General features: G+C 67.4%; 24 protein-coding genes. 12 read left to right on the top strand and 12 right to left on the bottom strand.

All coding sequences use genetic code 11. The annotated features are described in order from the left end of the window. Positions 1–107: 107 nt before the first annotated feature. From NWF22_RS03260 to NWF22_RS03235, 6 genes are all read right to left on the bottom strand, one after another. Positions 108–710, bottom strand: coding sequence for a DUF4262 domain-containing protein (locus tag NWF22_RS03260; RefSeq protein ID WP_160900648.1), 603 nt, complete (start codon positions 708–710; stop codon positions 108–110). 101 nt (positions 711–811) lie between these two features. After that, a complete protein-coding gene (locus NWF22_RS03255; RefSeq protein ID WP_202398166.1) occupies positions 812–4,069 on the bottom strand; it encodes a helicase HerA domain-containing protein in 3,258 nt (1,085 codons plus the stop codon). After that, positions 4,069–4,710 carry a MarR family transcriptional regulator gene (locus NWF22_RS03250; protein ID WP_160900650.1) on the bottom strand — a complete coding sequence of 214 codons (642 nt, stop codon included), beginning with the start codon at positions 4,708–4,710 and terminating at the stop codon, positions 4,069–4,071. The genes NWF22_RS03255 and NWF22_RS03250 overlap by 1 nt, the downstream gene beginning before the upstream one ends. Positions 4,711–4,712: 2 nt before the next feature. Further along, complete coding sequence (locus NWF22_RS03245; RefSeq protein WP_160900651.1) at positions 4,713–5,828, bottom strand: endonuclease domain-containing protein; 1,116 nt, start codon at positions 5,826–5,828, stop codon at positions 4,713–4,715. A 93-nt stretch (positions 5,829–5,921) separates the two neighbouring features. Beyond that, the gene (locus NWF22_RS03240; RefSeq protein ID WP_160900652.1) at positions 5,922–6,251 is read right to left on the bottom strand and encodes a cupin domain-containing protein; all 330 of its coding nucleotides are present in this window, start codon (positions 6,249–6,251) and stop codon (positions 5,922–5,924) included. Between the two features lie 74 nt (positions 6,252–6,325). After that, complete coding sequence (locus NWF22_RS03235; RefSeq protein ID WP_160900653.1) at positions 6,326–7,432, bottom strand: PQQ-dependent sugar dehydrogenase; 1,107 nt, start codon at positions 7,430–7,432, stop codon at positions 6,326–6,328. A 238-nt stretch (positions 7,433–7,670) separates the two neighbouring features. Between NWF22_RS03235 and NWF22_RS03230 the strand changes: the two genes are divergently transcribed. From NWF22_RS03230 to NWF22_RS03180, 11 genes are all read left to right on the top strand, one after another. Continuing rightward, positions 7,671–8,333: an EthD domain-containing protein gene (locus tag NWF22_RS03230; protein ID WP_202398312.1), complete on the top strand. Its 663-nt coding sequence runs from the start codon at positions 7,671–7,673 to the stop codon at positions 8,331–8,333. 355 nt (positions 8,334–8,688) lie between these two features. Next, the gene (rpsH, locus tag NWF22_RS03225) at positions 8,689–9,087 is read left to right on the top strand and encodes a 30S ribosomal protein S8 (RefSeq protein WP_160900654.1); all 399 of its coding nucleotides are present in this window, start codon (positions 8,689–8,691) and stop codon (positions 9,085–9,087) included. A gap of 14 nt (positions 9,088–9,101) precedes the next feature. Beyond that, a complete protein-coding gene (gene rplF, locus NWF22_RS03220; RefSeq protein ID WP_160900655.1) occupies positions 9,102–9,638 on the top strand; it encodes a 50S ribosomal protein L6 in 537 nt (178 codons plus the stop codon). A 3-nt stretch (positions 9,639–9,641) separates the two neighbouring features. Beyond that, positions 9,642–10,046 (top strand): 50S ribosomal protein L18, encoded by a 405-nt coding sequence (gene rplR / locus NWF22_RS03215; RefSeq protein ID WP_160900656.1) that lies wholly within the window; start codon positions 9,642–9,644, stop codon positions 10,044–10,046. A gap of 46 nt (positions 10,047–10,092) precedes the next feature. Then, the gene (gene rpsE / locus NWF22_RS03210) at positions 10,093–10,746 is read left to right on the top strand and encodes a 30S ribosomal protein S5 (protein WP_160900657.1); all 654 of its coding nucleotides are present in this window, start codon (positions 10,093–10,095) and stop codon (positions 10,744–10,746) included. A 5-nt stretch (positions 10,747–10,751) separates the two neighbouring features. Next, positions 10,752–10,937, top strand: coding sequence for a 50S ribosomal protein L30 (rpmD, locus tag NWF22_RS03205; RefSeq protein WP_160900658.1), 186 nt, complete (start codon positions 10,752–10,754; stop codon positions 10,935–10,937). Next, entirely contained in the window at positions 10,934–11,374 is a 441-nt protein-coding gene (gene rplO / locus NWF22_RS03200) for a 50S ribosomal protein L15 (RefSeq protein ID WP_160900659.1), read from the top strand. The genes rpmD and rplO overlap by 4 nt, the downstream gene beginning before the upstream one ends. Before the next feature lie 231 nt (positions 11,375–11,605). Further along, entirely contained in the window at positions 11,606–12,931 is a 1,326-nt protein-coding gene (gene secY, locus NWF22_RS03195; protein WP_160900660.1) for a preprotein translocase subunit SecY, read from the top strand. Further along, complete coding sequence (locus NWF22_RS03190) at positions 12,928–13,482, top strand: adenylate kinase (protein ID WP_160900661.1); 555 nt, start codon at positions 12,928–12,930, stop codon at positions 13,480–13,482. The genes secY and NWF22_RS03190 overlap by 4 nt, the downstream gene beginning before the upstream one ends. A gap of 33 nt (positions 13,483–13,515) precedes the next feature. Then, the gene (gene map / locus NWF22_RS03185) at positions 13,516–14,310 is read left to right on the top strand and encodes a type I methionyl aminopeptidase (RefSeq protein ID WP_160900662.1); all 795 of its coding nucleotides are present in this window, start codon (positions 13,516–13,518) and stop codon (positions 14,308–14,310) included. A gap of 85 nt (positions 14,311–14,395) precedes the next feature. Continuing rightward, on the top strand, positions 14,396–16,528 hold the full coding sequence (locus NWF22_RS03180; RefSeq protein ID WP_160900663.1) for a bifunctional lysylphosphatidylglycerol flippase/synthetase MprF: 2,133 nt from the start codon (positions 14,396–14,398) through the stop codon (positions 16,526–16,528). Between the two features lie 23 nt (positions 16,529–16,551). On the opposite strand, the gene fdhD is transcribed toward NWF22_RS03180, so the two are convergent. Both fdhD and dtd read right to left on the bottom strand, forming a co-directional pair. Beyond that, positions 16,552–17,409 carry a formate dehydrogenase accessory sulfurtransferase FdhD gene (gene fdhD / locus NWF22_RS03175; RefSeq protein ID WP_160900664.1) on the bottom strand — a complete coding sequence of 286 codons (858 nt, stop codon included), beginning with the start codon at positions 17,407–17,409 and terminating at the stop codon, positions 16,552–16,554. 32 nt (positions 17,410–17,441) lie between these two features. Further along, positions 17,442–17,891, bottom strand: a complete 450-nt coding sequence (gene dtd, locus NWF22_RS03170) for a D-aminoacyl-tRNA deacylase (protein WP_160900665.1) — start codon at positions 17,889–17,891, stop codon at positions 17,442–17,444. 118 nt (positions 17,892–18,009) lie between these two features. Between dtd and NWF22_RS03165 the strand changes: the two genes are divergently transcribed. Then, complete coding sequence (locus NWF22_RS03165; RefSeq protein ID WP_160900666.1) at positions 18,010–18,528, top strand: flavodoxin domain-containing protein; 519 nt, start codon at positions 18,010–18,012, stop codon at positions 18,526–18,528. Here the strand turns inward: NWF22_RS03165 and NWF22_RS03160 are convergent. The 4 genes from NWF22_RS03160 to NWF22_RS03145 all read right to left on the bottom strand — a co-directional run bounded on the left by NWF22_RS03160 (position 18,509) and on the right by NWF22_RS03145 (position 21,413). Beyond that, positions 18,509–19,219, bottom strand: coding sequence for an SIMPL domain-containing protein (locus NWF22_RS03160; RefSeq protein WP_202398314.1), 711 nt, complete (start codon positions 19,217–19,219; stop codon positions 18,509–18,511). The two genes, NWF22_RS03165 and NWF22_RS03160, sit on opposite strands and share 20 nt — an antisense overlap. 14 nt (positions 19,220–19,233) lie before the next feature. After that, positions 19,234–19,620, bottom strand: coding sequence for a phage holin family protein (locus tag NWF22_RS03155; protein WP_160900668.1), 387 nt, complete (start codon positions 19,618–19,620; stop codon positions 19,234–19,236). A 122-nt stretch (positions 19,621–19,742) separates the two neighbouring features. Further along, positions 19,743–20,582, bottom strand: coding sequence for an ABC transporter permease (locus tag NWF22_RS03150; RefSeq protein WP_160900669.1), 840 nt, complete (start codon positions 20,580–20,582; stop codon positions 19,743–19,745). A 3-nt stretch (positions 20,583–20,585) separates the two neighbouring features. Further along, a complete protein-coding gene (locus tag NWF22_RS03145; protein WP_160900670.1) occupies positions 20,586–21,413 on the bottom strand; it encodes a hypothetical protein in 828 nt (275 codons plus the stop codon). Positions 21,414–21,452: the final 39 nt, after the last annotated feature.

Here is a 21,452-nt window from a genome sequence, read left to right as displayed (position 1 = left end):
CCGATTCTGTAGTACCAACCGGCGCCATATATACGCCGGTAACCACTACGGATTCGCAAGGTCTGCCGATCGGCCCCACCTCCATGACGGAGGTGGGGCCGATCGTGCTATCCGGCAGTCGGTTTGCGTCGCCGTCGTTCCTTGCGGTTGGGACCGTAGCTACGCGAGATGACTCGCGGGCCGACGTCCCGCACTCCCGGATCGGGCAGAACGCCCTTGACCGGTTGATGCACCGGCTCGAGCGCATACTCGTCATCCCAGGGGAATCGGCCCCAGTCGTCGGGCCACACCACCTGCAGCGCCGGGGCATCCGGGAACAGGACGTTGCTCACTCTCATGTCGTCCTTGTCGACGAGTTCGACGAGGCGTAGGGGCACATCCAGAGCGGCGACACAGATCTCTGTGCCGGCCTGCACGAATTCGGTCCAGTCGCACCGATGGAGCAGGTCCCCGAGTTCGTTGATCACCGCGCCTGAGGTCCCGGCGTCGAGGCCGTAAACGATGAGCTCGGGGATCGAATGCAGGGTCAGGCCGGTGGAATAGGCGAAGGCGCAGTCGGGTACCTCGCAGTCCTCCGAGCACTCGGCGCACAACTCCGAGACCGCGGTGACCGACCACCCGTGTGCTCGGATGCGATGAATCGTGTCCTGGACGAGCGGCTCGGGATGCCATCGGGGCAGCCCGCGGATTGCGGCGGCATGGTCGGACATGTTTCGCTCCTTTGTTCGAAGGTGCGATCCAGTAGAGCAGGACGGTCCGACAGGTTTGTCGAGCCGGGATCACCGGATGGGAGGGGCCGGGCCCACCGCCGTCAGCCCGCCGAGCATCGCGCGATCTCGGCGACCTCGTCCTCGGTCGGGGGACTCTTGGGATGGTGGCTCAAACACAGCGGAGTGCTCGTCTTGGCGAAGCCGTCACCCTCGGACGCGACGTAGAACACGCCGGTGCTCAGCCGCCCGACATCGCTGATCGAGCTGCCCTTGGCACGGGCGATCTCCTGGGCCGTGGCGATCTGCACCGGCGCATTGAGCATCCCGAAGAACTGGGTGGCGCAGTTCCCGGGGATCTTGGAGTTGAGTCCCTTGGGCGCCTGCGTGGCGAACACCAGGCCGAGGCCGTACTTGCGAGCCTGCGAGACCAACGCCACCGTACTGTGCAGGCATGCGGTGCCCCGGTCCGACGGTGCGTAGTTCTGTGCCTCGTCCATCACGAAGAGTCCGCCGAGGGGCCGGTCGCCGGCGGGATGTCGCTTGATCCACGCGAACAGCGCCATCTGCAGTTCGTTCACGAAGTTCTGCCGTTTGTCGTCGCCGACCAGGGCGGCGAGGTTGATCACCGAGATGCGGGCGCGATACCCCGCGGCCGGCGTGAGCAGGAGCCCGGGGTCGGCCGGGTCCCCGACGCCGCCGAATAGGGGATCGTAGGCACGGGCAGCCTTGAGGTTCTCGGCCATCTCGGCGGCGTACCGACGTGCTTCGCGCAGCCCGCTCACGTCGTCGGGCAGATCGGTCAACAGATCGATGAATTCGACGATCCCGCCCGAACGCTGCCGACCGAAGTACCGCAGCGCATCCATCAGCACCGCGCGGGACTGGGTGGCCTTGGCGGTCTTGCCGCCGACCATCGCCCTCGGTATGAGTCCGGCCACCGCCGATTCGACCGCGGCCTCGAATTCGTCGGGGTCGTCGGCGACGTCGGCGAGGTCGGGGAGTGGGCGAAAACTCAACGGCCGACCCGACGATCTGCCCGGGGTGAACACCACCACCTCGGTGCCGGAGAGGTAGTCGGCGGCCTTCTGCCGCTCGCCCGCATCCGCCCAGCTGCGCTCGCCGTCGGGCCACGCGAACCCGAGTCGCGACAGGTCGTTGTTCACATCGAGGACGATCGATGAAACACCCTGTAACGCAGCCTCTTCGACGATCCGGCGGATCAAGACGGTCTTGCCGGATCCGGATCCGGCAAAAATGACGGCGTGCTTGCGCAAGGCCTCGAGGTCCACCGTCACCGGGCGCTGCGAGCCGACCGTGGTGCCCAGCGGGATCACTGCGGGGCCGAGGTCCGCAGCCGCGGTCGGCGGCAGTGGGCTCGTCTCGGGGCGTGCGGCTGCGCCGAACACGACGCTGGTGGCCGGCTCGCTCAGCGCGGACACGGCGTAGCGGTCGCCGCTGCGGGCCGGTGTGGGCCGCTGTGGCGCGGCATCGTGGCGAGCGGCCCGGCCGGCGGCGACCGGCGTGCGGTCATCGGCTGGTGCCGACGGTGCGGCGCGGGTCGCCACCGTACGAGAGGCCGGTTCCAGGATGTCCCGGATGAACCCGATGCGCGCCGCCGGGTTGCGGCGTGCCGTCCATTCGCTGAGAAATTCCGAACGCTCCGAACGTATCCGGGCGAGTGCGGTCAGGAGCTTGATGTCGTCTTCGGTCCAGGCCAGCACGTGCCCGCCGCGCGCATGGAGTTCGGCGACCATCTCCTGGGTCTTCGCACCCGACGGCCAGGGATCACGGCGGAGGATCACCAGCGTCCGCGCGGCGCTGCCGAGCGAGAGACCGGCCGCCGTGGTCGCGTTGGCCAGCCGCGCCTGTACCGAGCGCGGGTGTGTCGCCGAGACCGCGCGAAAGCTCCACGACTCCTCGGCGTCGGTCTCCGGATCGAGAATGCGGGTGATGCGGCCGTGCAGCACCGCCTTGGGGCTGGGCTTCGGATCCTGCGCGAAGGCCGCTCCGGCGTCGCCGAGAGCCTCGATCCATGAGGCCAATCCGGCCTGGAGCAGCATCGGGACCACCCGGTCCTCGTCCTCGGGGGTCAGGGCGGGCGCCGCGTCGGCCGTCGTCACCAGCTCGGCAAACCGCTGATCGAGTTGCGCCAGTTCGGGTTTGTCCTCGGTGGTCGAGCTGTGTTCGACCGGCTCCGAGGCGGCCAGCGACGTCATCTCGGCGAAGGCGTCGGCGCGTAGACACGTCCCGATGTGGCGGTCGACGGTCCGCATCAGCTCCCGGGGCGTGAAATCGACCGACGTCGCGAGTGCGGCATCGGTGACCGGCCAGGTGGGATACGGCGGCGTGAAGTCGGCGTCGGCGAAGCACGGCGCAAACCGCTTGGCCAACAAGGTTCGGCCGAAGTCTGCCGAGGCGGGGCGTTGCAGTCGTGGTGGTTGTCGGAACCGGTCCATCGCCGATGCCATCACGTGGGCTTCCAGGTACTCCCAGGCAGCCGTGATCGAGGAGACCACGGCGGCGGTCCGGCTCATCGTCTCGCGGATCGACATCAGGCCATGGGCCACCTTCTCGACGGAGTTCTCGTCATGCCGGTTCTCGGACTTGGCCGCCTCGATCAACGTGTCGATCTGATCGATGGCCAGCACCGCCGCATTGTCGAAAGCGATGATCCGGGAGATGTTCTCGACGATCTCCTGGTAGCCCAGACGTGCGTTGCGGATTCCCCACTGCGCCAGCTCTTCGCCGTCGTCGACGTCGAGGTGGAGGAATGCCTCGCCGAGATCTTTGGTCGCGAAGTCATCGGCCTCGGTCAGCACCAGCGCCCGCAGGATGTGTTGTGAGCGTCGACGATGACGCGAGTGCTTGGTGTAGACGGCGGTCACGTAGCGGTCCAGGATCTCCGGCGTCACCGAGGTCTCCCCGGTCACCGCGGCCAGGTCGTCGACGCCGACGCCGGTGGCGGTCCCGAGTCGGTGCAGCAGCTGGGCCAGTTGGGAGCGATGCGTCGGTGTGGGACGGCTGAGGTCCTCCAACATCGCGACGAGCACCGAACGCCAGAAGTCCTCGCCGTCGAGCAGTTTCACCAGAAAGAAGTATCCGCCGGCGTCGTGCACCCTTTCCCGCACCTGGCCGAGGAGATGTGTCTTCCCGGCACCCGCGGGTCCGCGCACGGCGACGCCGAGTGGGCTGGCCGCCTTGCTGCGTCGCGCGTCGGCGAAGGCGCGCATGATGTCACCCACGGTGGACTCGTGTAGTCCGGCCACGTGCAGGGGCGCCTGCGGTCCCCACACGTCGTCCGGGGTGGCGGCCCAATCGAGTCGAATGGATTCCAGCGCCTGGCGGGTCCGATCGTCCATCACTGCTCCTCGATGGCGAAGAGGTGACACTCCTGAGTGCCCACCACGACGGCGGCCGCCCGATCGGAGTCGCCCAGTAGGGCGCGATCCTCCTGCGGGATCAGACTGACGCCTGGCGTGCGCTGCATGTCCACCAGGGCGTCATCGAAGGTGGTGGTGTCCACGTCGGCGAGCGCGGCGCGCAGCGCTGCCACGGACAGCCATGCTCCGGGTCGTGCGGCCATCGCGGCGTAGGCGCCGCGGATGCGGCCGGGCAGGTTGGGCGCGGCTTGCCCGGTGGCGCCGGCCGTATCGTCCGGCCGGAACACCTCGAACAGCCGGAGGTCCTCGGCGGCGAGGTAGCGTCCGATAGCGGCCATCACGGTGTACAGCGCGCGGATCGGCGGCTGCGCACCTTTCGGGGGTTGCTCGGCGAGTTCGCGTGCACACCATGCCCACCCGCGGTCGGTCAGGATATGTACGAAGCTGTTGCGTGGCCCTTTCACCGAGTCGATGAGCCCCAGGTGGTTCAGCGTCTCGCGGCTGCGCTTGGTCAGTTCGGGTGCGTAGTGCCTCAGCTCGGGGTTGGGGACCTCGCGGGCCTGCGACATGAGCACGAACAGCACCGCGCTCTGCGACGGTGTCAGCGACACGTGTTCCATCGTCAGTGATTCCTTCCGAACGTGGACGGGTGCGGCGAGGTCGGTCCACCGCGTTCGACGAGTGCGTCGTGGATCTCGCCGACGACGCGGCCGACGTCGGCGATTACCTGCTCATTGGTGTAGCGCAACACGAGGCAGCCGTGACGCTGCAGCGCGTTGTCGCGGGCTCGGTCGGCAGCGTACTTGGCCGGTTCGCGATGGTCGGCGCCGTCGACCTCGACGACGAGGCGTTCGGCCTGCCAGTGCAGATCGACGATGGCCATCGGCAGTAGCGGGTCCACGTCGTCGACGCGGCGGTTCCAGCGTCGCCGTGCGGCCCATGGGCAACCACTCAGCGCCCGTTCGAGTGTCTGTTCGGCAGCGCTGTGGGGTGCCGGCATGCCTTCACGACGTCTGATCGTGATCGTCGGCGACGGGGCGGACCCGGCTGCGGCGTGCGTGCTGGTCGTCGACACCGAGGGTCCATGCCGACGTACCGGGGCGCAGCGGGTCACCTCGGGCAGTGTGTCGGCCGGAATCCAGACGGTGACGTTGCCGTGTTCGGCGACCCACCCGACACCGGCGGCGACCGCTGATTGTGCTGCGGCGTCGAGGTCCGGCGGCGCGGTGACGGCGAGTACGACGTCGTCGCGACCGTACGCCCGCCGTAGCAGACGGATGAGTCCGCGGGCTCGATGTGCAGGTGCCGGTGTGGACCGCGGCGCTGATCGGCTGGCTGCCGCGCGTGCCAATTCGACGACGAATGGTCGGTAGTCGGCGTTGGCGTGGCACAGATCTCGGGCGCGCGACTCGGCCACGGCCACATCGAGGGCGGGCATGGCCGTGACGTCGGTGTCGAGCCATGCCGGTGCGAGCGACAGCACGATGCGTTCGAGGGCATCGAGGATGTCCTCGACGACACCCCGTGCCGACGGGGGCGTCGAACCGCAGTAGGTCATGATTATCGGCAGTTCGTCGCCGATCTCGGCCACCAGCACGTCCACGTCGTCGCGCCGCACATCCGTGAGCCGCAGGACACGTCCCGGCCGCCGTGCGCGGGCGATCCAGTCGCTGTGCCCACGTGTCCCCGTGTGCCACTCCGCGGAGGCCGGGGGCGGGGGCGGGGGCGCTGGGATCATCGTTGAGAAATATAACGGTTGCCGCCGAACGGGGCTCACCGATCCGCGCGGTGGGCACGGCGTGCCGCCGGCGCATGGGCGCCCCGACGTCGATCAGCTGGTCACCACGGTGAGCAGAACGGCCGAATCCTGTTGTGCCAGCAGGCCATGACGCTCGTTCGGGATGCCGAGCAGGTCGCCGTCGACACCTTCCCACTTCTCATTCGCCGTACTCAGCGTGACGTGACCGCGCAGGATCTGCAGACTCGCCTCACCCGGACTCTCGTGCTCGGCCATCCGGCTGCCGGCGACCAGGGCGATGACGGTCTGACGCAGATGGTTGTCGGCACTGCCGTACAGGGTCTGCGCGGCGCGCCCGCTGCTGGCGGAGTGCGCGGTGGTCAGGAGCTGGTCGACGAGTTCAGGTAGGCGGGTGGCATCCATACCGTCAACTCTCGCACCGTCTCCGGCGACGAGCGACCGTTCTGGTCGAACTCTGCACGGCGGCCGGTCCGGCATCACACTGCGACGCGCAGGATGCGGTCGTCCCCGGGCGCCGGACGCCCACGCCCGTCGGTGTTGCTGGTGCTCACCCACAGCGATCCGTCGGGGGCCGCGGCCACTGCGCGCAGCCGCCCGTAGGTGTCGGTGAACAGCCCCCGCGGATCGCCGACATCACTCTCGCCCGACGCATCGTCGATGGGAATCCGCCACAGGCGCCGACCGCGCAGGGCAGCCATGTAGGCGTGCCCACCGACGATGGCCAGCCCGGCGGGGGAGGCCTCGCCGGGCGGCCAGGTGACCACCGGGGAGATGAAGCCCGGGTCGTCGGATTCACCCTCGAACTCCGGCCAGCCGTAGTTGCCACCACGCACGATCAGGTTGAGTTCGTCGCGACGGTCCTGACCGAACTCGCTGGCCCACAGCCGCCCGGCGGCGTCGAAGGCCAGGCCTTCGTTGTTGCGGTGCCCCGTCGACCACACCTCGTTGCCGAAGGGATTGTCCGGTGCGGGGCGCCCGCCGTCGTCGACGCGCAGGATCTTCCCGTTGAGTGCGTTCACATCCTGGGCGACGTCGGGCTGGGCCGCGTCGCCGACGGCCACGTAGAGGTAGCCGTCGGGTGCGCGCACCACGGCGCCCCCGTGGTGATTGAACGCTGTGTCGAGCCCGGTGATCAGTGGCCGCGGATTCGAGACCCGTGCGCCGTCGAACTCCATCCGCACCAGCCGGTTGTCGCGCGCGGTGGTGTAGTAGACGAACACCGCGTCCTCGTCCGGACCGATCGAGATGCCCTGCAGGCCCCCTTCGCCGCGCGGGGCGGCGTCGGACACATCCCCGACCGTCCGGACCGCGCCGTCGGGAGTGACGCGCACGATGGTGGCGTCGTCACGTTGGGTCACCAGGGCGGAGCCGTCACGCAGGAACGCGATGGCCCACGGCACGTTCAGCCCCTCGGCGACCGTCCCGGTCACCACGGGATCGCCCGCACCCGACGGCGGGAGATCGGGTGCGGGCGAGTCGGGTGTGGAGGTCGGTGGTGGCGACGGGTCGGCCTCGGTGCAGGCGGCGACGACCAGTGCCAGTCCCGACACCGCTCCGGCGGTCAAGAACTGTCGGCGGTCCATGACACCGATGGTGCCCGAATTGTCGGATGCGTGCCTGCGCCCGCAGGCTGCCGAACCGCAGCCGGTCGGCTACGCGGGTCGTCTCGCAACACGCGGGTCCGCAACGAAGGCGCGGCTCGTCGACCGCTCGCGCGACCCGAGCCGACCCGCGCGATCCGAGTCCACCCGCGCGTTGACCATCCGCCGCCACCCGCTCTGGCGCCGACCGGATAACGTCGCCGAGGTGACGGCGAAGATAATGGCCGCGATCTGGGACGACGATCCGACAGCGGTGTTGCTGACCGGCGAATTCCGCGACGCATGCGCCGCGGCCGGCGCGAGGCGCCTTCAGGTGAACGTGAGTGACGCCGCGGTCGCCGGGGCGATGCGGATCAGTGAACTCGATCCGCCGATCGACGCGGTGGTGAGTGTCTGGGCCGACGATGCGTCCGCTGTGCTCGACCTGCTCGATGCCCGGGTGCGCACGTTGGCTGCCTGGCAGGTCGCCGAACGCGCCCCGCTCGATCCCGCATTGCCCGCCGACGGCACCCGGATCGATGCCCTGGCCAACCTCGCCTTCCTGCGCCGACCGCGCGACCTGCCACGGGCCGAGTGGTTACGCATCTGGCTCGACGACCACACCCGGGTCGCCATCGACACGCAGGCGACGTTCGGCTATACCCAGAACATCGTCGAACGGGCGCTGACCCCGGATGCCCCGGTGGTCGACGCGATCGTCGAGGAGTTGTTCGCAATGGCCGCGGTGTCCGACGTACACGCGTTCTACGGCAGCGGGGGAGATCAGGCAGAGCTCGAACGTCGCATGACGCGGATGCTGGCGAGTGTTGCGCGGTTCGGTGCGCACCAGAATCTGGACGTGGTGCCGACGTCGCGGTACGACTTCGAGGTCGGGCCGCGGTGATCTCGATACGCTCGCTCGCCCAGGGGCTCGCGGGCTGCTCGATCACCAGCAGGGGCGGCCCGTGCCGGTTGAGCAGCGCCGTGCGAGCGGGCGTCGCGAAGGGGCATCGCAACCCCCGAACGCACCGATTTGGGTCTGGCCAGCCAATTCTCTACACTTGAACGGTTGCCTGCCCCGCTGCAGGCCGCTCACCACAACTGAACAGTCGCCGGTGCTGGTGAAAAGCCAGGGGCATCGGCGGCGAGAACCTTATGCACAACTATCCACTTCGTGGAAGGCCCACCGCAGGTCAGGGATCATTTTCCCGCGTCCGGCGCTGTATGGGAACCGCTACGAGAAAGGTTGACGGTCAACCATGACCATGACTGACCCGATCGCAGACTTCTTGACACGTCTGCGTAACGCCAATTCGGCGTTCCACGACGAGGTGGTCCTGCCGTCGTCGAAGATCAAGGTGAACATCGCCGAGATCCTCAAGCGCGAGGGCTACATCACCGACTACCGCACCGAAGATGCGGAGATCGGCAAGAACCTCGTCGTGTCCCTCAAGTACGGCCCGAGCCGTGAGCGCAGCATCGCTGGTCTGCGCCGCGTGTCCAAGCCGGGTCTGCGGGTGTATGCAAAGTCCACCAACCTGCCCAAGGTGCTGGGCGGCCTCGGCGTGGCCATCATCTCCACGTCGTCGGGTCTGCTCACCGACCGCCAGGCAGCCAACCAGGGCGTGGGCGGCGAAGTCCTCGCCTACGTCTGGTAAGGGGAGGCCTACAAATGTCGCGAATCGGTAAGCACCCCATTCAGATCCCGGCCGGAGTCGACGTCACGATCGACGGCCAGGACGTCAAGGTGAAGGGCCCCAAGGGTGAGCTGAGCGTCTCCCTGGCAGAGCCGATCACCGTCGTCAAGGAAGACAACGCCATCGTTGTCAGCCGGCCGAACGACGAGCGCCGCAACCGTTCCCTGCACGGCCTGAGCCGCACGCTGGTGAACAACCTCGTCATCGGCGTCACGCAGGGCTACACCACGAAGATGGAGATCTTCGGTGTCGGCTACCGCGTGCAGGCCAAGGGCAGTGACCTCGAGTTCGCCCTCGGCTACAGCCATCCCGTGCCGATCGAGGCGCCCGAAGGAATCTCCTTCGCCGTGGAATCGCCCACGAAGTTCTCGGTCTCGGGTATCGACAAGCAGCAAGTCGGCCAGATCTCGGCGAACATCCGCCGCCTGCGTCGTCCGGACCCCTACAAGGGCAAGGGCATTCGCTACGAGGGTGAGCAGATCCGTCGCAAGGTCGGAAAGACGGGTAAGTAAGCCATGAGTGATACCGCAACCAAAACCGTTCGCAAGCCGCTCGGCAAGGACGTGTCGACGCGTCGTCGCACCGCGACCGCCAATCGGCACTTCCGTCTTCGCAAGAAGGTCAGCGGCACCCCGGAGCGCCCGCGTCTGTCGGTCAAGCGCAGCTCGCGTCACATCCACGTCCAGCTGATCGACGACCTGGCCGGCAAGACCCTGGCCGCGGCGTCGTCCATCGAGGCCGATGTGCGCTCGCTCGACGGCGACAAGACCGCCCAGGCACGCAAGGTCGGCGAGCTGATCGCCGCCCGCGCGAAGGCAGCCGGTGTCGAGACCGTCGTGTTCGACCGTGGTGGCAAGGAGTACCACGGCCGGATCGCCGCGCTCGCCGACGCCGCCCGCGAGGGAGGGCTGACCTTCTGATGACCATCTACACCAGCTACACCAACATGACCGGAGGGAACCTCTGATGCCCGGACGTCAGCGTGACGGCGGAAACGGACCCGCCGGAAACGACAACAACGCCGCCACCGGTGGCAACAACGACCAGCGCGGCGAGCGTCGCGGCCGTGGTCGTCGCGACGACCGCGGCGGCCGTGATCGCGAGGATCGCAACCAGCTCGAGCGCGTGGTCGCCATCAACCGTGTCTCGAAGGTGGTGAAGGGTGGCCGTCGCTTCTCCTTCACCGCGCTCGTGGTGGTCGGCGACGGCCAGGGCATGGTCGGTGTCGGCTACGGCAAGGCCAAGGAAGTCCCGGCCGCGATCCAGAAGGGCGTCGAAGAGGCTCGCAAGAACTTCTTCCGCGTGCCGCTGATCGCCGGCACCGTGACCCACCCGGTCCAGGGCGAGGCCGCCGCAGGTGTCGTGATGCTCCGTCCGGCCAGCCCCGGTACCGGTGTGATCGCCGGTGGCGCGGTGCGTGCCGTGCTGGAGTGCGCGGGCGTGCACGATGTGCTCGCCAAGAGCCTCGGCAGCGACAACGCGATCAACGTCGTCCATGCGACCGTTGCCGCGCTGAAGATGCTGCAGCGTCCCGAAGAGGTCGCCGCACGTCGTGGTCTGCCGATCGAAGATGTCGCTCCCGCGGGCATGTTGCGTGCCCGTGCCGGACAAGGAGTCTGATCACCATGGCAGAACTCAAGATCACCCAGGTCAAGGGCACCATCGGTACCAAGAAGAACCAGCGTGACAGCCTGCGGACCCTCGGACTGAAGGGCATCCGCAAGTCGGTCACCCGCGAGGACACCCCGATCAACCGCGGCCTCATCAACGTGGTTCGGCACCTCGTGACAGTCGAAGAGGTCAAGCAATGACAATCAAGCTCCACCACCTTCGCCCCGCTCCGGGTGCCAAGACCGACAAGACCCGCGTGGGTCGCGGTGAGGCGTCCAAGGGTAAGACCGCCGGACGCGGCACCAAGGGCACCAAGGCACGTAAGAACGTGCCCGCCGCCTTCGAGGGTGGCCAGATGCCGATCCACATGCGGTTGCCGAAGCTCAAGGGTTTCAAGAACAACAACCGGGTCGAGTATCAGGTCGTCAACGTCGGTGACATCGCTCGTCTGTTCCCGCAGGGCGGCGCCATCGGTGTCGACGAGCTCGTCGCCGCTGGTGCGGTTCGTCGCAACCAGCTCGTCAAGGTGCTCGGCGACGGGGACCTCGGCGTGAAGGTCGACGTCACCGCCAACAAGTTCACGGCTTCGGCCAAGGAGAAGATCGCTGCTGCCGGTGGCAGCGCGACCGAACTCTGAGTTGTCTCACCCGACGCCGACGGGCGGCTCACGGATCACCGTGGCGCCGTCCGTCGGCGTCGGTTCGCCGCTGTCGGTTCGGACAAGCCCGGCACCGGGCCGTCGCGCTGACGAGCACCGATGACGTGACTGTTAGAGTTCAAGCGTTGTCTTGACGCTTCGATCAACGTCGATTGCCGAGCACGTGGGGGATGCGAGTCCTTGTCGCGTGGTCGTTCCTAGGAGGAGTTAGTGTTTTCCCCCCTCGTCGCGGCCTTTAGGACGCCCGATCTGAGGAAGAAGATCCTCTTCGTCATCGGCATCGTCGTGCTGTATCGACTGGGTGCGACCATTCCCTCGCCCGGCGTCGACTATCAGACCGTCCGGGCATGCCTCGACGAGGTGTCGCAGGGCGATTCGGCGAACATCTACTCGCTGATCAGCCTGTTCTCCGGCGGCGCGCTGCTGCAGCTGTCGGTGTTCGCGATCGGCATCATGCCCTACATCACGGCCAGCATCATCGTTCAGCTGCTCACCGTGGTCATCCCGCGGTTCGAGCAGCTGCGCAAGGAAGGTCAATCCGGCCAGGCCAAGATGACGCAGTACACCCGCTACCTCACGGTGGCGCTGGCGTTGTTGCAGTCGACCGGAATCGTGGCGCTGGCCGACCGGGGACAGCTCCTCGCCGACTGTTCGGTCGGCGATCAGATCATCAACGACCAATCCATCTTCGGGCTCGCGATCATCGTGCTCGTGATGACCGCCGGCGCGTGTGTCGTGATGTGGTTCGGCGAGCTCATCACCGAGCGTGGCGTCGGCAACGGCATGTCCTTGCTGATCTTCGCCGGTATCGCCGCACGTATTCCGGCCGAGGGCCGCAACATCCTGGACACCCGCGGTCCGCTGGTGTTCTCCCTGGTGTGTGTCGCCGCGCTCCTGATCGTGGCCGGTGTCGTGTTCATCGAGCAGGGGCAGCGCCGCATCCCGGTCCAGTACGCCAAGCGCATGGTGGGCCGCAAGATGTACGGCGGTTCCTCCACCTACCTGCCGCTGAAGGTCAACCAGGCCGGCGTCATCCCGGTGATCTTCGCCTCATCGCTGCTCTATCTGCCGCAGCTCATCCTGCAGCTGACACAGGACCCCACGGGGGAGCAGTCCAGCTGGCAGCGCTACATCAGTGAGTACCTGACCGATCCGGGCAGCTGGGTCTACATCGTCGTGTACTTCCTGATGATCATCTTCTTCACGTACTTCTACGTCGCGGTGACCTTCAACCCCGAAGAGCGCGCCGAGGACATGAAGAAGTACGGCGGCTTCATCCCGGGTATCCGTCCGGGCCAGCCGACCGCCGACTACCTGGGCTACGTGTTGAGCCGCATCACACTGCCGGGCTCGATCTACCTGGGTATCATCGCCGTACTGCCAAACCTGTTCCTCGAGATCGGTAACAGCGGTGGTGTGCAGAACCTGCCATTTGGGGGCACGGCCGTCTTGATCATGGTCGGCGTGGGTCTGGACACGATGAAGCAAGTCAACAGTCAATTGATGCAACGTAAGTACGAAGGATTCCTGAAGTGAGACTCGTCATTCTCGGCCCCCCCGGTGCCGGCAAGGGTACCCAGGCGGAACTGCTGTCCGAAGCGATCGGCATCCCGCACATCTCCACCGGAGACCTCTTCCGTGCCAACATCTCCCAGGGAACCGCGGTGGGTATCGAAGCCAAGCGCTACCTCGATGCCGGCGATCTGGTTCCCTCCGAGATCACCGTGGACATGGTCCGTGCCCGGGTCGCCGAACCCGACGCCGCGAAGGGCTTCATCCTCGACGGTTTCCCGCGCTCGACCGAGCAGGCCGACGCGCTGAAGGAGATCCTCGCCAAGCTCGACACCGGCCTCGATGCGGTGCTGTCGTTCGTCGTCGACACCGATGTCGTGGTGGAGCGGATGATGGCCCGAGGTCGCGCCGACGACACCGAAGAGGTGATCCGCAACCGGATGGCGGTGTACACCAAGGAGACCGCCCCGTTGCTCGAGTACTACGACGACGAGGTCAAGACCATCGACGCCGTCGGTGATGTTCAGGACGTCCACCAGCGTGTGCTGAGCGCGCTGGGCGCGGGCGTGTCCTGATCGCCATCGCTGCTGCGTACCTCGGTCGTTCGCATGGCTTTTCGTAAACCCAGGCCCGTCCCGTTCCGGACACCCGGCGAGGTCGACGCGATGGCGGCCGCGGGTGCGGTCGTCGGCGCCGCGCTGGTGGCGGTCCGCGATGCCGCCACCGTGGGCGCCACCACCCTCGATCTCGACGATGTCGCCGAGGCGGTGATCCGGGATGCCGGTGCGATCCCGTCCTTCAAGGGCTACCACGGCTTCCCCGGATCGATCTGCAGTTCGGTCAACGATGTCGTCGTGCACGGGATCCCCTCCGCGGATGTGGTCCTCGCCGAGGGCGATCTGGTGTCCATCGACTGCGGGGCGATCCTCGACGGTTGGCACGGGGACTCCGCGTGGACATTCGGGGTCGGCGAACTCTCCACCGCCGACGCCGAACTGTCCGAGGCCGCCCGGCTGTCGATGGAAGCGGGTATCGCGGCGATGGTCGACGGCGCGCGGTTGACCGACATCTCCCATGCGATCGAACTCGGTACCCGCGCTGCCGAACAGAAGTTCGGCCGCTCGTTCGGCATCGTCGCGGGCTACGGCGGTCATGGCATCGGCAGGGAGATGCACATGGAGCCGTTCCTCGCCAACGAGGGCAAACCCAATCGTGGTCCGCGGCTGGTGATCGGTTCCACCCTTGCCATCGAACCGATGCTCACCCTCGGCACCACCGAGACGAGCGTGCTCGACGACGACTGGACCGTGGTCACCGACGATGGGTCGCGCGCGGCGCACTGGGAGCACACCGTGGTGGTCACCGGGGACGGGCCGCGGATTCTCACGACCCGACCGAACTGAGCGCTCGCCTGCGTTGATCGCCGGTGAGCGCCATGCTCCATTGTTACCCTGACCTCCAGGTATTCTCGGACCCGGACGGTGAGCGATGGCCACGATCGACGAAGCGGCCGCCGACGCAAACGCAGTCGACGGCGTCGGCGCGACGGTCGCGACTGCGCGCCGCGTGCTCGTCCGCCTGCCGTTCACGATCGGACTGTGGTGTCTGATCCTGGTCGTCGGGGTGGCCACCGGGTCGCTGTGGGGATCGGCATCGGACAAGACCTGGTACTCCCAGGTCGCCTACGGTGTGCCGGCTCTCGGCGACCATCGGTGGTGGACTCTGCTGTCCGCCGGCGTGGTGGAGACGAGCCCCGGGACGTTTGTGGTCGCGTTGATCGCCGTGGCGGCCGGAATCGGCTGGGCGGAATGGCGTCTGGGAACCGCGCGCGTGCTCGCGGTCGCGGTCGGTGGCTTCGTGGTGGTCGAGCTCATCTGCGCATTTCTGTTGTGGCTGTTGACGCGTGGCGCATTGTCGTGGGAATGGGCCGACCGGCTCGCCGACACCCGCACTGTCGGGGTGATGACGATGGTGATCTGTGCGGTGGCGGTCGCGACGGCCACGGTGCGCTCACCGTGGCGACTTCGACTGCGCGCATCGCTCGCCGCCGCCGTCGCCATCACTTTTCTCTTCGAGGGGACACTGGCCACCGCGGAGTACGTGATCGCCGTCGCGTTGATGCTCTGGGTCGGCGAGAAATGGTTCAGTACAGGGGAGAAGGGTTTCTTCGCACGAACCCGGCGTGAGGTCCGTCTGCTCGCCTGCATCGGCGTGCTCGTCATCGCCGCGGCGAGCCTCGTGGTGTGGATGTTCCCGACCGACGGTCCGTTCGGGCCGACCGACGCGGCCGACGAGGACTCGTTCTGGTCCGTCCTCGTCGGCGTCGTCATCAATGTCGCGATCGCCGATCAACTGCGCCGGGGCCGTCGGTGGGCGTGGTGGGTCGCGATCGTCGTCGGCTCGCTGACCGTGGCGGTCACGCTCGTGGTACTCGTTCTGGTCGTCGTCACGAGGGATTTCGGTTCGCAGGGGTCGGTCACCGTGGGTACGTCGTTGCTGTGGGCGGTCGAACTGGCCATCCTGATCCCGGGTCGGTTCGCCTTCCGAGTGCCATGGCGAGTCCGGTATCAGGGACCCACCCACGGCGAGGAACCGGTGACGGTGGTCAAGGAGTTACTGCACGACCACGGCGGCGGCACGATGTCGTGGATGATCACGTGGCCCGGGAACGAATACCTGTTCTCCGAGAACGGAACCGGCGTCGTCACCTATCAGAATCACCTGGGTACGATGCTGGCGCTGGCCGATCCCGTCTGCTCCGACGACGGCCTGGTGCCCGCGGTACAGGGGTTCATCGACCTCGCCGAGCGCAGCGGCAAGACCCCGTGCTGGTTCTCCGTCGGCGCGGGTACCGCGCGGGTGGTCGAGGAATCGGGTTGGCGCAGCGTGCAGATCGCCGAGGACACGATCGTCGACCTGCCCGATCTCGAATTCAAGGGCAAGAAGTGGCAGCACGTCCGCTCAGCGCTCAACAAGGCCAAGAAACAGTCGATCTCGTGCCAGGTGACACACCTGGCAGGCGAACCGTTCTCGATCAAGGCGCAGGTACGCGCGATCTCCGAGGAGTGGGTGGGCGACAAGGGCTTGCCGGAGATGGGGTTCACCCTCGGCAGCGTCGACGAGGCGATGGACCCGGAGGTGCGGGTGGCCCTGGCGCTCGACGAGGAGGGGAGCGTGCACGGTGTGTTGTCGTGGCTGCCGGTCTACGCTCCGGGCGGCGCGGTGCGTGGCTGGACCCTCGACATCATGCGTCGCCGCACCGACGGTTTCGGGCCGGTGGTCGAGTATCTGATCGCATCGTCCGCGGTCACCTTCAAAGATGAGGGTGCACAGTTCATCTCGCTGTCTGGCGCGCCGCTGGCGCGCGGCGACGAGGACGACACGGAGACCGAGCGGATGGATCGGGTCCTCGACAGTCTCGGTGCGGCGATGGAACCTTTCTACGGTTTCCGCTCGTTGCACGTGTTCAAGAAGAAGTTCAACCCGCGCTACGAGCCGGTGTATCTCGCCTACCGCGACGAGGCAGATCTCCCGCGCATCGGGCTGGCGATCTCTCGGGCGTACCTGCCGGATGCGACACCCGGTCAGCTGCTACGGCTCGCGGCCTCGCGCAACGACTGAGATCGCCGGTGTCCGGCCGGAAGTCAGCTCACGACGGCCGACGCCGCAGCCGAGGTTCGGATGCGGTCGGGCCGGGTGTAGAGCACCATCGACTCGCCCCGCGAGAATCCGACGAGGGTGATGCCGCGATCGTCGGCCAGGTCAACGGCGAGCGACGACGGTGCCGACACCGCCGACAGCATCGGGATGCCCGCCATCGCAGCCTTCTGCACGAGTTCGAAGCTGGCGCGACCGGAGACCTGAAGGATGTGTCCGCGCAACGGCAGCCGGTGTGCGGCGGTGGCCCAACCGATGGCCTTGTCGACCGCATTGTGGCGCCCGACATCCTCACGGAGGACGACGATGTCGCCGGTGTGGCCGTCGATGATCGCCGCGGCGTGCAGACCGCCGGTCTTGTCGAAGACCGATTGCCCCTCGCGCAGGCGTGTCGGGAGGTCGAGTAGCACGTCGGCGTCCACGACGAGTGGGTCGGCCGCGGGATCGAAGGCCGAGCGCGTGGTGACCGATTCGATGCTGTCCTTGCCGCAGACGCCGCACGCGCTGGTGGTGGTGAGGCTGCGCGCCAGGTCGGGCGCCGGTGGCGGCACGTCCGGGGCCAGCGTGACGTCGAGGACGTTGTAGGTGTTGCGGCCCTCGTCGGTGGCGCCGGCGCAGTACCGGGCGGTGTCGATCTGGTCGCCGCGGGTGATCACACCCTCGGAGACGAGGAATCCGAACGCCAGATCGACGTCGTTGCCCGGGGTGCGCATCGTGACGGTCAGGCGGCCGCCGTTCACCCGGATCTCCAGAGGCTCCTCGACGGCGAGGACATCGGCGCGTGTCGATGGCGTCGCGTCGCGTCTGATCCTGGTCACCCGCCGTCGGGCGGTGATACGTCCCACGGTCTCGAGCGTACCGATCCGCCGACGACGTCTCACACGTCGAGTATCAGTGTCACCGGGCCGTCGTTGGTCAGCGACACCTCCATGTGGGCGCCGAACCGCCCCGTGGCCACGGTGGCGCCCATTGCGCGCAGTGCATCGGCGACCGCATCCACGAGTGGCTCGGCCACCGCACCCGGCGCGGCCCCGTTCCACGACGGACGTCGACCCTTCGCGGTATTCGCGTACAGGGTGAACTGGCTGATCACCAGGATCGGTGCGTCGACATCGGACGCCGACGCCGCCCGGTGGTCCGGACCATCCAGAATCCGCAACCGCCAGATCTTGTCGGCCAGTTTCGTCGCCGCGTCGGCGGTGTCGTCGTGGGTGACCCCAACCAGCGCGACGATGCCCTGGCGACCGTCGACGAGATCGAGTTCGCCGACGATGTCGTCATCGACGACGACCGACGCCCGGCTCACCCGCTGGATCACAGCTCGCATGCGCCATAGCGTGCCATGTCATCGGAAACCGGCCGCAGGCCGGTCCGGGCGCGGCCATCCCCGCACAGGGGACCTTGTGCTCTGGCTGCCGCGGGCGGTCGGGAGTGACGATGAACACATGTCGAAAGTTCTCGTCGCCTATGCCAGCAAACATCACGCGACCGCCGAGATCGCCGAGGCGATCGCCGCGGAACTGCGCGCACGCGGACTCGACGCCGACTGCGTCGAGGCGGCCGACGCCACCTGCACGGGATACCAGGCGGTGGTCCTGGGCAGTGCGGTGTACACGGGGCGGTGGCGCAAACATGCCCGCGACTTTCTCAAGTATCACCACGACGCGCTGGCCACCATGCCGTTCTGGATCTTCAGTTCCGGACCGACCGGTGAGCATGCCGCCGAGCAGCTCGAGGAGGAGTCGAAGTGGCTCGAGCCGCACAAGGTGCTCGACCTCGCCGAGTCGGCAGGTGTACGCGGACACACGGTGTTTGCCGGCAAGGTCCCCGACGACCCGCACGGCTTCATGGAGAAGTCGGTCGCACGTAGCACCCCGGGGGCGTTCCGGGATGCCCGTGACTGGGATGCGATCCGGCGATGGGCCGACGAGATCGCCGACGAACTCAGCTCAGCGCATAGGTGACCGTGACGGAGAACGTGAGCGTCTGCTCGCCCGGCTCGATCGGGACCGGTGCGGCGGCCGCGGACGAATCACGCTGCACCGTGGTCGGTTGTTGTTGCCCGCTGGTCGACTCGGTGATGGTCTGAACCTTGCCCAGCGAGTCGCCGGCCAGTGACGCGTACTGTTCGGCGCGTGACCGCGCGTCGTCGAACGCGGCTTCGCGGGCCTGCCGCATCAGGTCCGAGTCGTCGTCGATCGCGAAGGCGACGTTGCCGATCCGGGTGCTGTCACCGCCGGCGGTGGCTGCGGCCGACAGGACCTGCGATGCCGCACCGATGTCGCGGATGGTGACCCGAATGGTGTTGGTGGCCTGGTAGCCGGTGATCTCGCGGGAGGTGCCGGGCGCGGCAGTGGAGTACTGGGGCGTGAGGTTCACCTGTTGGGTCTGGATGTCGCGGCGTTCCACCCCTTCGGCGACCACGGCGTCGGTGACCTCCCGGACCTGGGCGCTCGAGGTGTTCAACGCGCTCGACACGTCCGCCGCGGTTGCCTCCACCCCAATGTCGACGCGCAACGTGTCGGGCGCCCCGGTCACCGTGCCGGTCCCGTTGACCGTCACCGTGCGCGGGTCGCCTCCGCTGCCGCCGTCACCACCGCAGGCCGACACGAACAGCACCGCGACCACCGCGGCGACGGCCGCCGCGACCCGCATCACCCCACGGCGACTCACACCGGCTCCTTCATCAACAGGCCCAGCATCCATCCGACGATCGAGATCACGATGGCGCCGAGGATCGCCGACCAGAAGAAGCTGTCGACCTCCAGGCCCCAGTGGGTGGTGTTGCGGGTGATCCACGCGGTGATCTCCAGCATGAACGCGTTGATGGCGACGTGGACGAGGCCAAGCGTCAGGATGTAGAGCGGAATCGACAAGATCTGCACGACCGGTTTGATGAAGGCGTTGACGACGCCGAAGATCAACGACACCACCACGACGATGCCGAACTTCTCCCAATTCGTCGTTCCCCCGACGAAATCGAGCCCCGGCACGATGAGTGTCGCTATCCACAGGGCGAACCCGGTGAACGCGGAACGAATCAAGAACGCGGACATGGCAGACAGTCTGCCAGGTCGGTCACATCATCCGCGCGGTTGCCACGCATCCGCGCATGTCTCGACAAGCGCGGCTGCGTGGCAGGTGCGCGGATGGCATGGACGGTCAAACATCCGGTGGTTCAACCGATCTGGAGTGGGAAGAAGACCGTGTAGATCAACGTGATGACGAAGTTCACGCCGATGATCGCCACCGTCGAGACCACCACGGTGGCGTTGACACCGTCGGCGACGCCCCGCGGTCCGCCCTTGGCCTCCAAACCGCGCTGGCAGCCGATGACGGCGATGATCACGCCGAAGATCGAGGCCTTGATCAGCGCCAGGGCCATGTCGCGCTGGGAGGCGAAGGAGCCGAAGGACTGCCAGTAACTCCCCGGTCCGACGCCCTGCATGGTGACCGCCAGATAGAACGCGGCGATCACCCCGACCACCACGATGAAGATCGCGAGCAGCGGCGCCACCACCGCGGCGGCGATGACCCGGGGCACCACGAGTCGCTGGATGGGGTCGACGCCCATGGTGCGCATGGCGTCGATCTCCTCGCGGACGGTGCGCGCGCCGAGGTCGGCGGCGATGGCCGACGCCCCGGCACCACCGAGCAGAATTCCGGCGGCGAGCGGCGCGGCCTGCTGGATGACGGCGAATCCGGACGCGGCACCGAGCAGCGACTGGGCGCCCAGCTGATTGATGATGTTGCCGATCTGGATGGTCACGATCACACCGAACGGGATGGCCATCAGGAAGGCGGGCAGCGCGGTGACGCTGACCAGATACCAGGCCATCACCACGGCCTCGCGGACCTTGAGCTGACCGCGGACGAGGTCGAGCGCCATCTGGAGGGTGGCGACGATGGACAGCCGGAAGGTGCGGCCGAGGGTCCGCACCGGACCGAGCGCGTTGTCGGAGAAGTTGGCGGCGAAGGCGTCGAGGGCGGGGTGGCGTGAGGTTCGGCTCAGCGTCATCGCTCAGCCTCCGGGTGCCGGCGACGGAGCGGGCGCCGGGGCCGACTCCGGTGCGCCCGAATCCGGCGCTGCCTCACCCAGCCCACCGGGGATCGCACCGGTCGGGTCGCCCACCTCGGTGATCAGCCAGTTCTGCGACCGGTCCAGCGTCACGGTGTACACCGCGACCGCACTGCCGCCGTCGGGGGTCTGCACACTCTTGGTGTCGACGTCGACCACGGCGTCGACACGGAACATGTCGCCGTTGACCTCCTGGGTCTTGGCGAGCACCAGTTCGGCCGTCGTCTGCATCCGCAGCGGCGTGATGATCTGCTCCATCGCCTGACCGATCACGTCATATTTCTTCTGCAGTTCCGGGCTGACGCCGTCCTTCATCGCCGCGATCCAGGGGGTCAGATCCTGGTAGTCGAGGGTCGCTGCGGACACCGCGTAGCGGCCGGCGACATCCTCGGCCGTCGCCGAATCTGCGGCCTCCGAGGTCATCGCGTCGAGGTCGCTGCGTGCGGACATGTCGCGGTAGATGAACGTCCCGAGTGCGGCGACGAGTGCCACGATGAGCAGCGAGATGCCGAGCGTGCCGACCGAGATGGACAGCTGGCGTTTGGCTTTGCCGGTGCGGGCCGTCGCGTCATCCGTACCTGGCGTCGTGTTGTCGGGAGTGCGGCCGGCCGTGTCGGTGGCCGAATCGACACTTCGGCCACTCCCGGTCTCGCTGGTCCCGGTAGCCTTGTTCTCGGTCGTCTTGTTCTCGGTCGTCTCGGTATCTGTTGACTCGTTGCCGTCACCGGCGTTGTCGATGTGGTCCTTGGTGGACGTGTTGTTCTCGGCCACAGCCGATCTCCTTTGTGCTACGCGGTTGTTTCTCGATGT

It is taken from the genome of Gordonia mangrovi (assembly GCF_024734075.1).
In the GTDB taxonomy this organism is placed as follows: domain Bacteria; phylum Actinomycetota; class Actinomycetes; order Mycobacteriales; family Mycobacteriaceae; genus Gordonia; species Gordonia mangrovi.
The sequence above is the reverse complement of the archived record's forward strand: the minus strand, read 5'-3'. Positions and strand labels throughout refer to the sequence as shown.

Excerpts from the sequence above, each read along its gene's own strand:
- NWF22_RS03260 (WP_160900648.1), bottom strand. The coding sequence starts at position 710 with ATGTCCGACCATGCCGCCGCAATCCGCGGGCTGCCCCGATGGCATCCC.
- NWF22_RS03255 (WP_202398166.1), bottom strand. The coding sequence starts at position 4,069 with ATGGACGATCGGACCCGCCAGGCGCTGGAATCCATTCGACTCGATTGG.
- NWF22_RS03250 (WP_160900650.1), bottom strand. The coding sequence starts at position 4,710 with ATGGAACACGTGTCGCTGACACCGTCGCAGAGCGCGGTGCTGTTCGTG.
- NWF22_RS03245 (WP_160900651.1), bottom strand. The coding sequence starts at position 5,828 with ATGATCCCAGCGCCCCCGCCCCCGCCCCCGGCCTCCGCGGAGTGGCAC.
- NWF22_RS03240 (WP_160900652.1), bottom strand. The coding sequence starts at position 6,251 with ATGGATGCCACCCGCCTACCTGAACTCGTCGACCAGCTCCTGACCACC.
- NWF22_RS03235 (WP_160900653.1), bottom strand. The coding sequence starts at position 7,432 with ATGGACCGCCGACAGTTCTTGACCGCCGGAGCGGTGTCGGGACTGGCA.
- NWF22_RS03230 (WP_202398312.1), top strand. The coding sequence starts at position 7,671 with ATGGCCGCGATCTGGGACGACGATCCGACAGCGGTGTTGCTGACCGGC.
- rpsH (WP_160900654.1), top strand. The coding sequence starts at position 8,689 with ATGACCATGACTGACCCGATCGCAGACTTCTTGACACGTCTGCGTAAC.
- rplF (WP_160900655.1), top strand. The coding sequence starts at position 9,102 with ATGTCGCGAATCGGTAAGCACCCCATTCAGATCCCGGCCGGAGTCGAC.
- rplR (WP_160900656.1), top strand. The coding sequence starts at position 9,642 with ATGAGTGATACCGCAACCAAAACCGTTCGCAAGCCGCTCGGCAAGGAC.
- rpsE (WP_160900657.1), top strand. The coding sequence starts at position 10,093 with ATGCCCGGACGTCAGCGTGACGGCGGAAACGGACCCGCCGGAAACGAC.
- rpmD (WP_160900658.1), top strand. The coding sequence starts at position 10,752 with ATGGCAGAACTCAAGATCACCCAGGTCAAGGGCACCATCGGTACCAAG.
- rplO (WP_160900659.1), top strand. The coding sequence starts at position 10,934 with ATGACAATCAAGCTCCACCACCTTCGCCCCGCTCCGGGTGCCAAGACC.
- map (WP_160900662.1), top strand. The coding sequence starts at position 13,516 with ATGGCTTTTCGTAAACCCAGGCCCGTCCCGTTCCGGACACCCGGCGAG.
- NWF22_RS03180 (WP_160900663.1), top strand. The coding sequence starts at position 14,396 with ATGGCCACGATCGACGAAGCGGCCGCCGACGCAAACGCAGTCGACGGC.
- dtd (WP_160900665.1), bottom strand. The coding sequence starts at position 17,891 with ATGCGAGCTGTGATCCAGCGGGTGAGCCGGGCGTCGGTCGTCGTCGAT.
- NWF22_RS03165 (WP_160900666.1), top strand. The coding sequence starts at position 18,010 with ATGTCGAAAGTTCTCGTCGCCTATGCCAGCAAACATCACGCGACCGCC.
- NWF22_RS03160 (WP_202398314.1), bottom strand. The coding sequence starts at position 19,219 with ATGCGGGTCGCGGCGGCCGTCGCCGCGGTGGTCGCGGTGCTGTTCGTG.
- NWF22_RS03155 (WP_160900668.1), bottom strand. The coding sequence starts at position 19,620 with ATGTCCGCGTTCTTGATTCGTTCCGCGTTCACCGGGTTCGCCCTGTGG.
- NWF22_RS03150 (WP_160900669.1), bottom strand. The coding sequence starts at position 20,582 with ATGACGCTGAGCCGAACCTCACGCCACCCCGCCCTCGACGCCTTCGCC.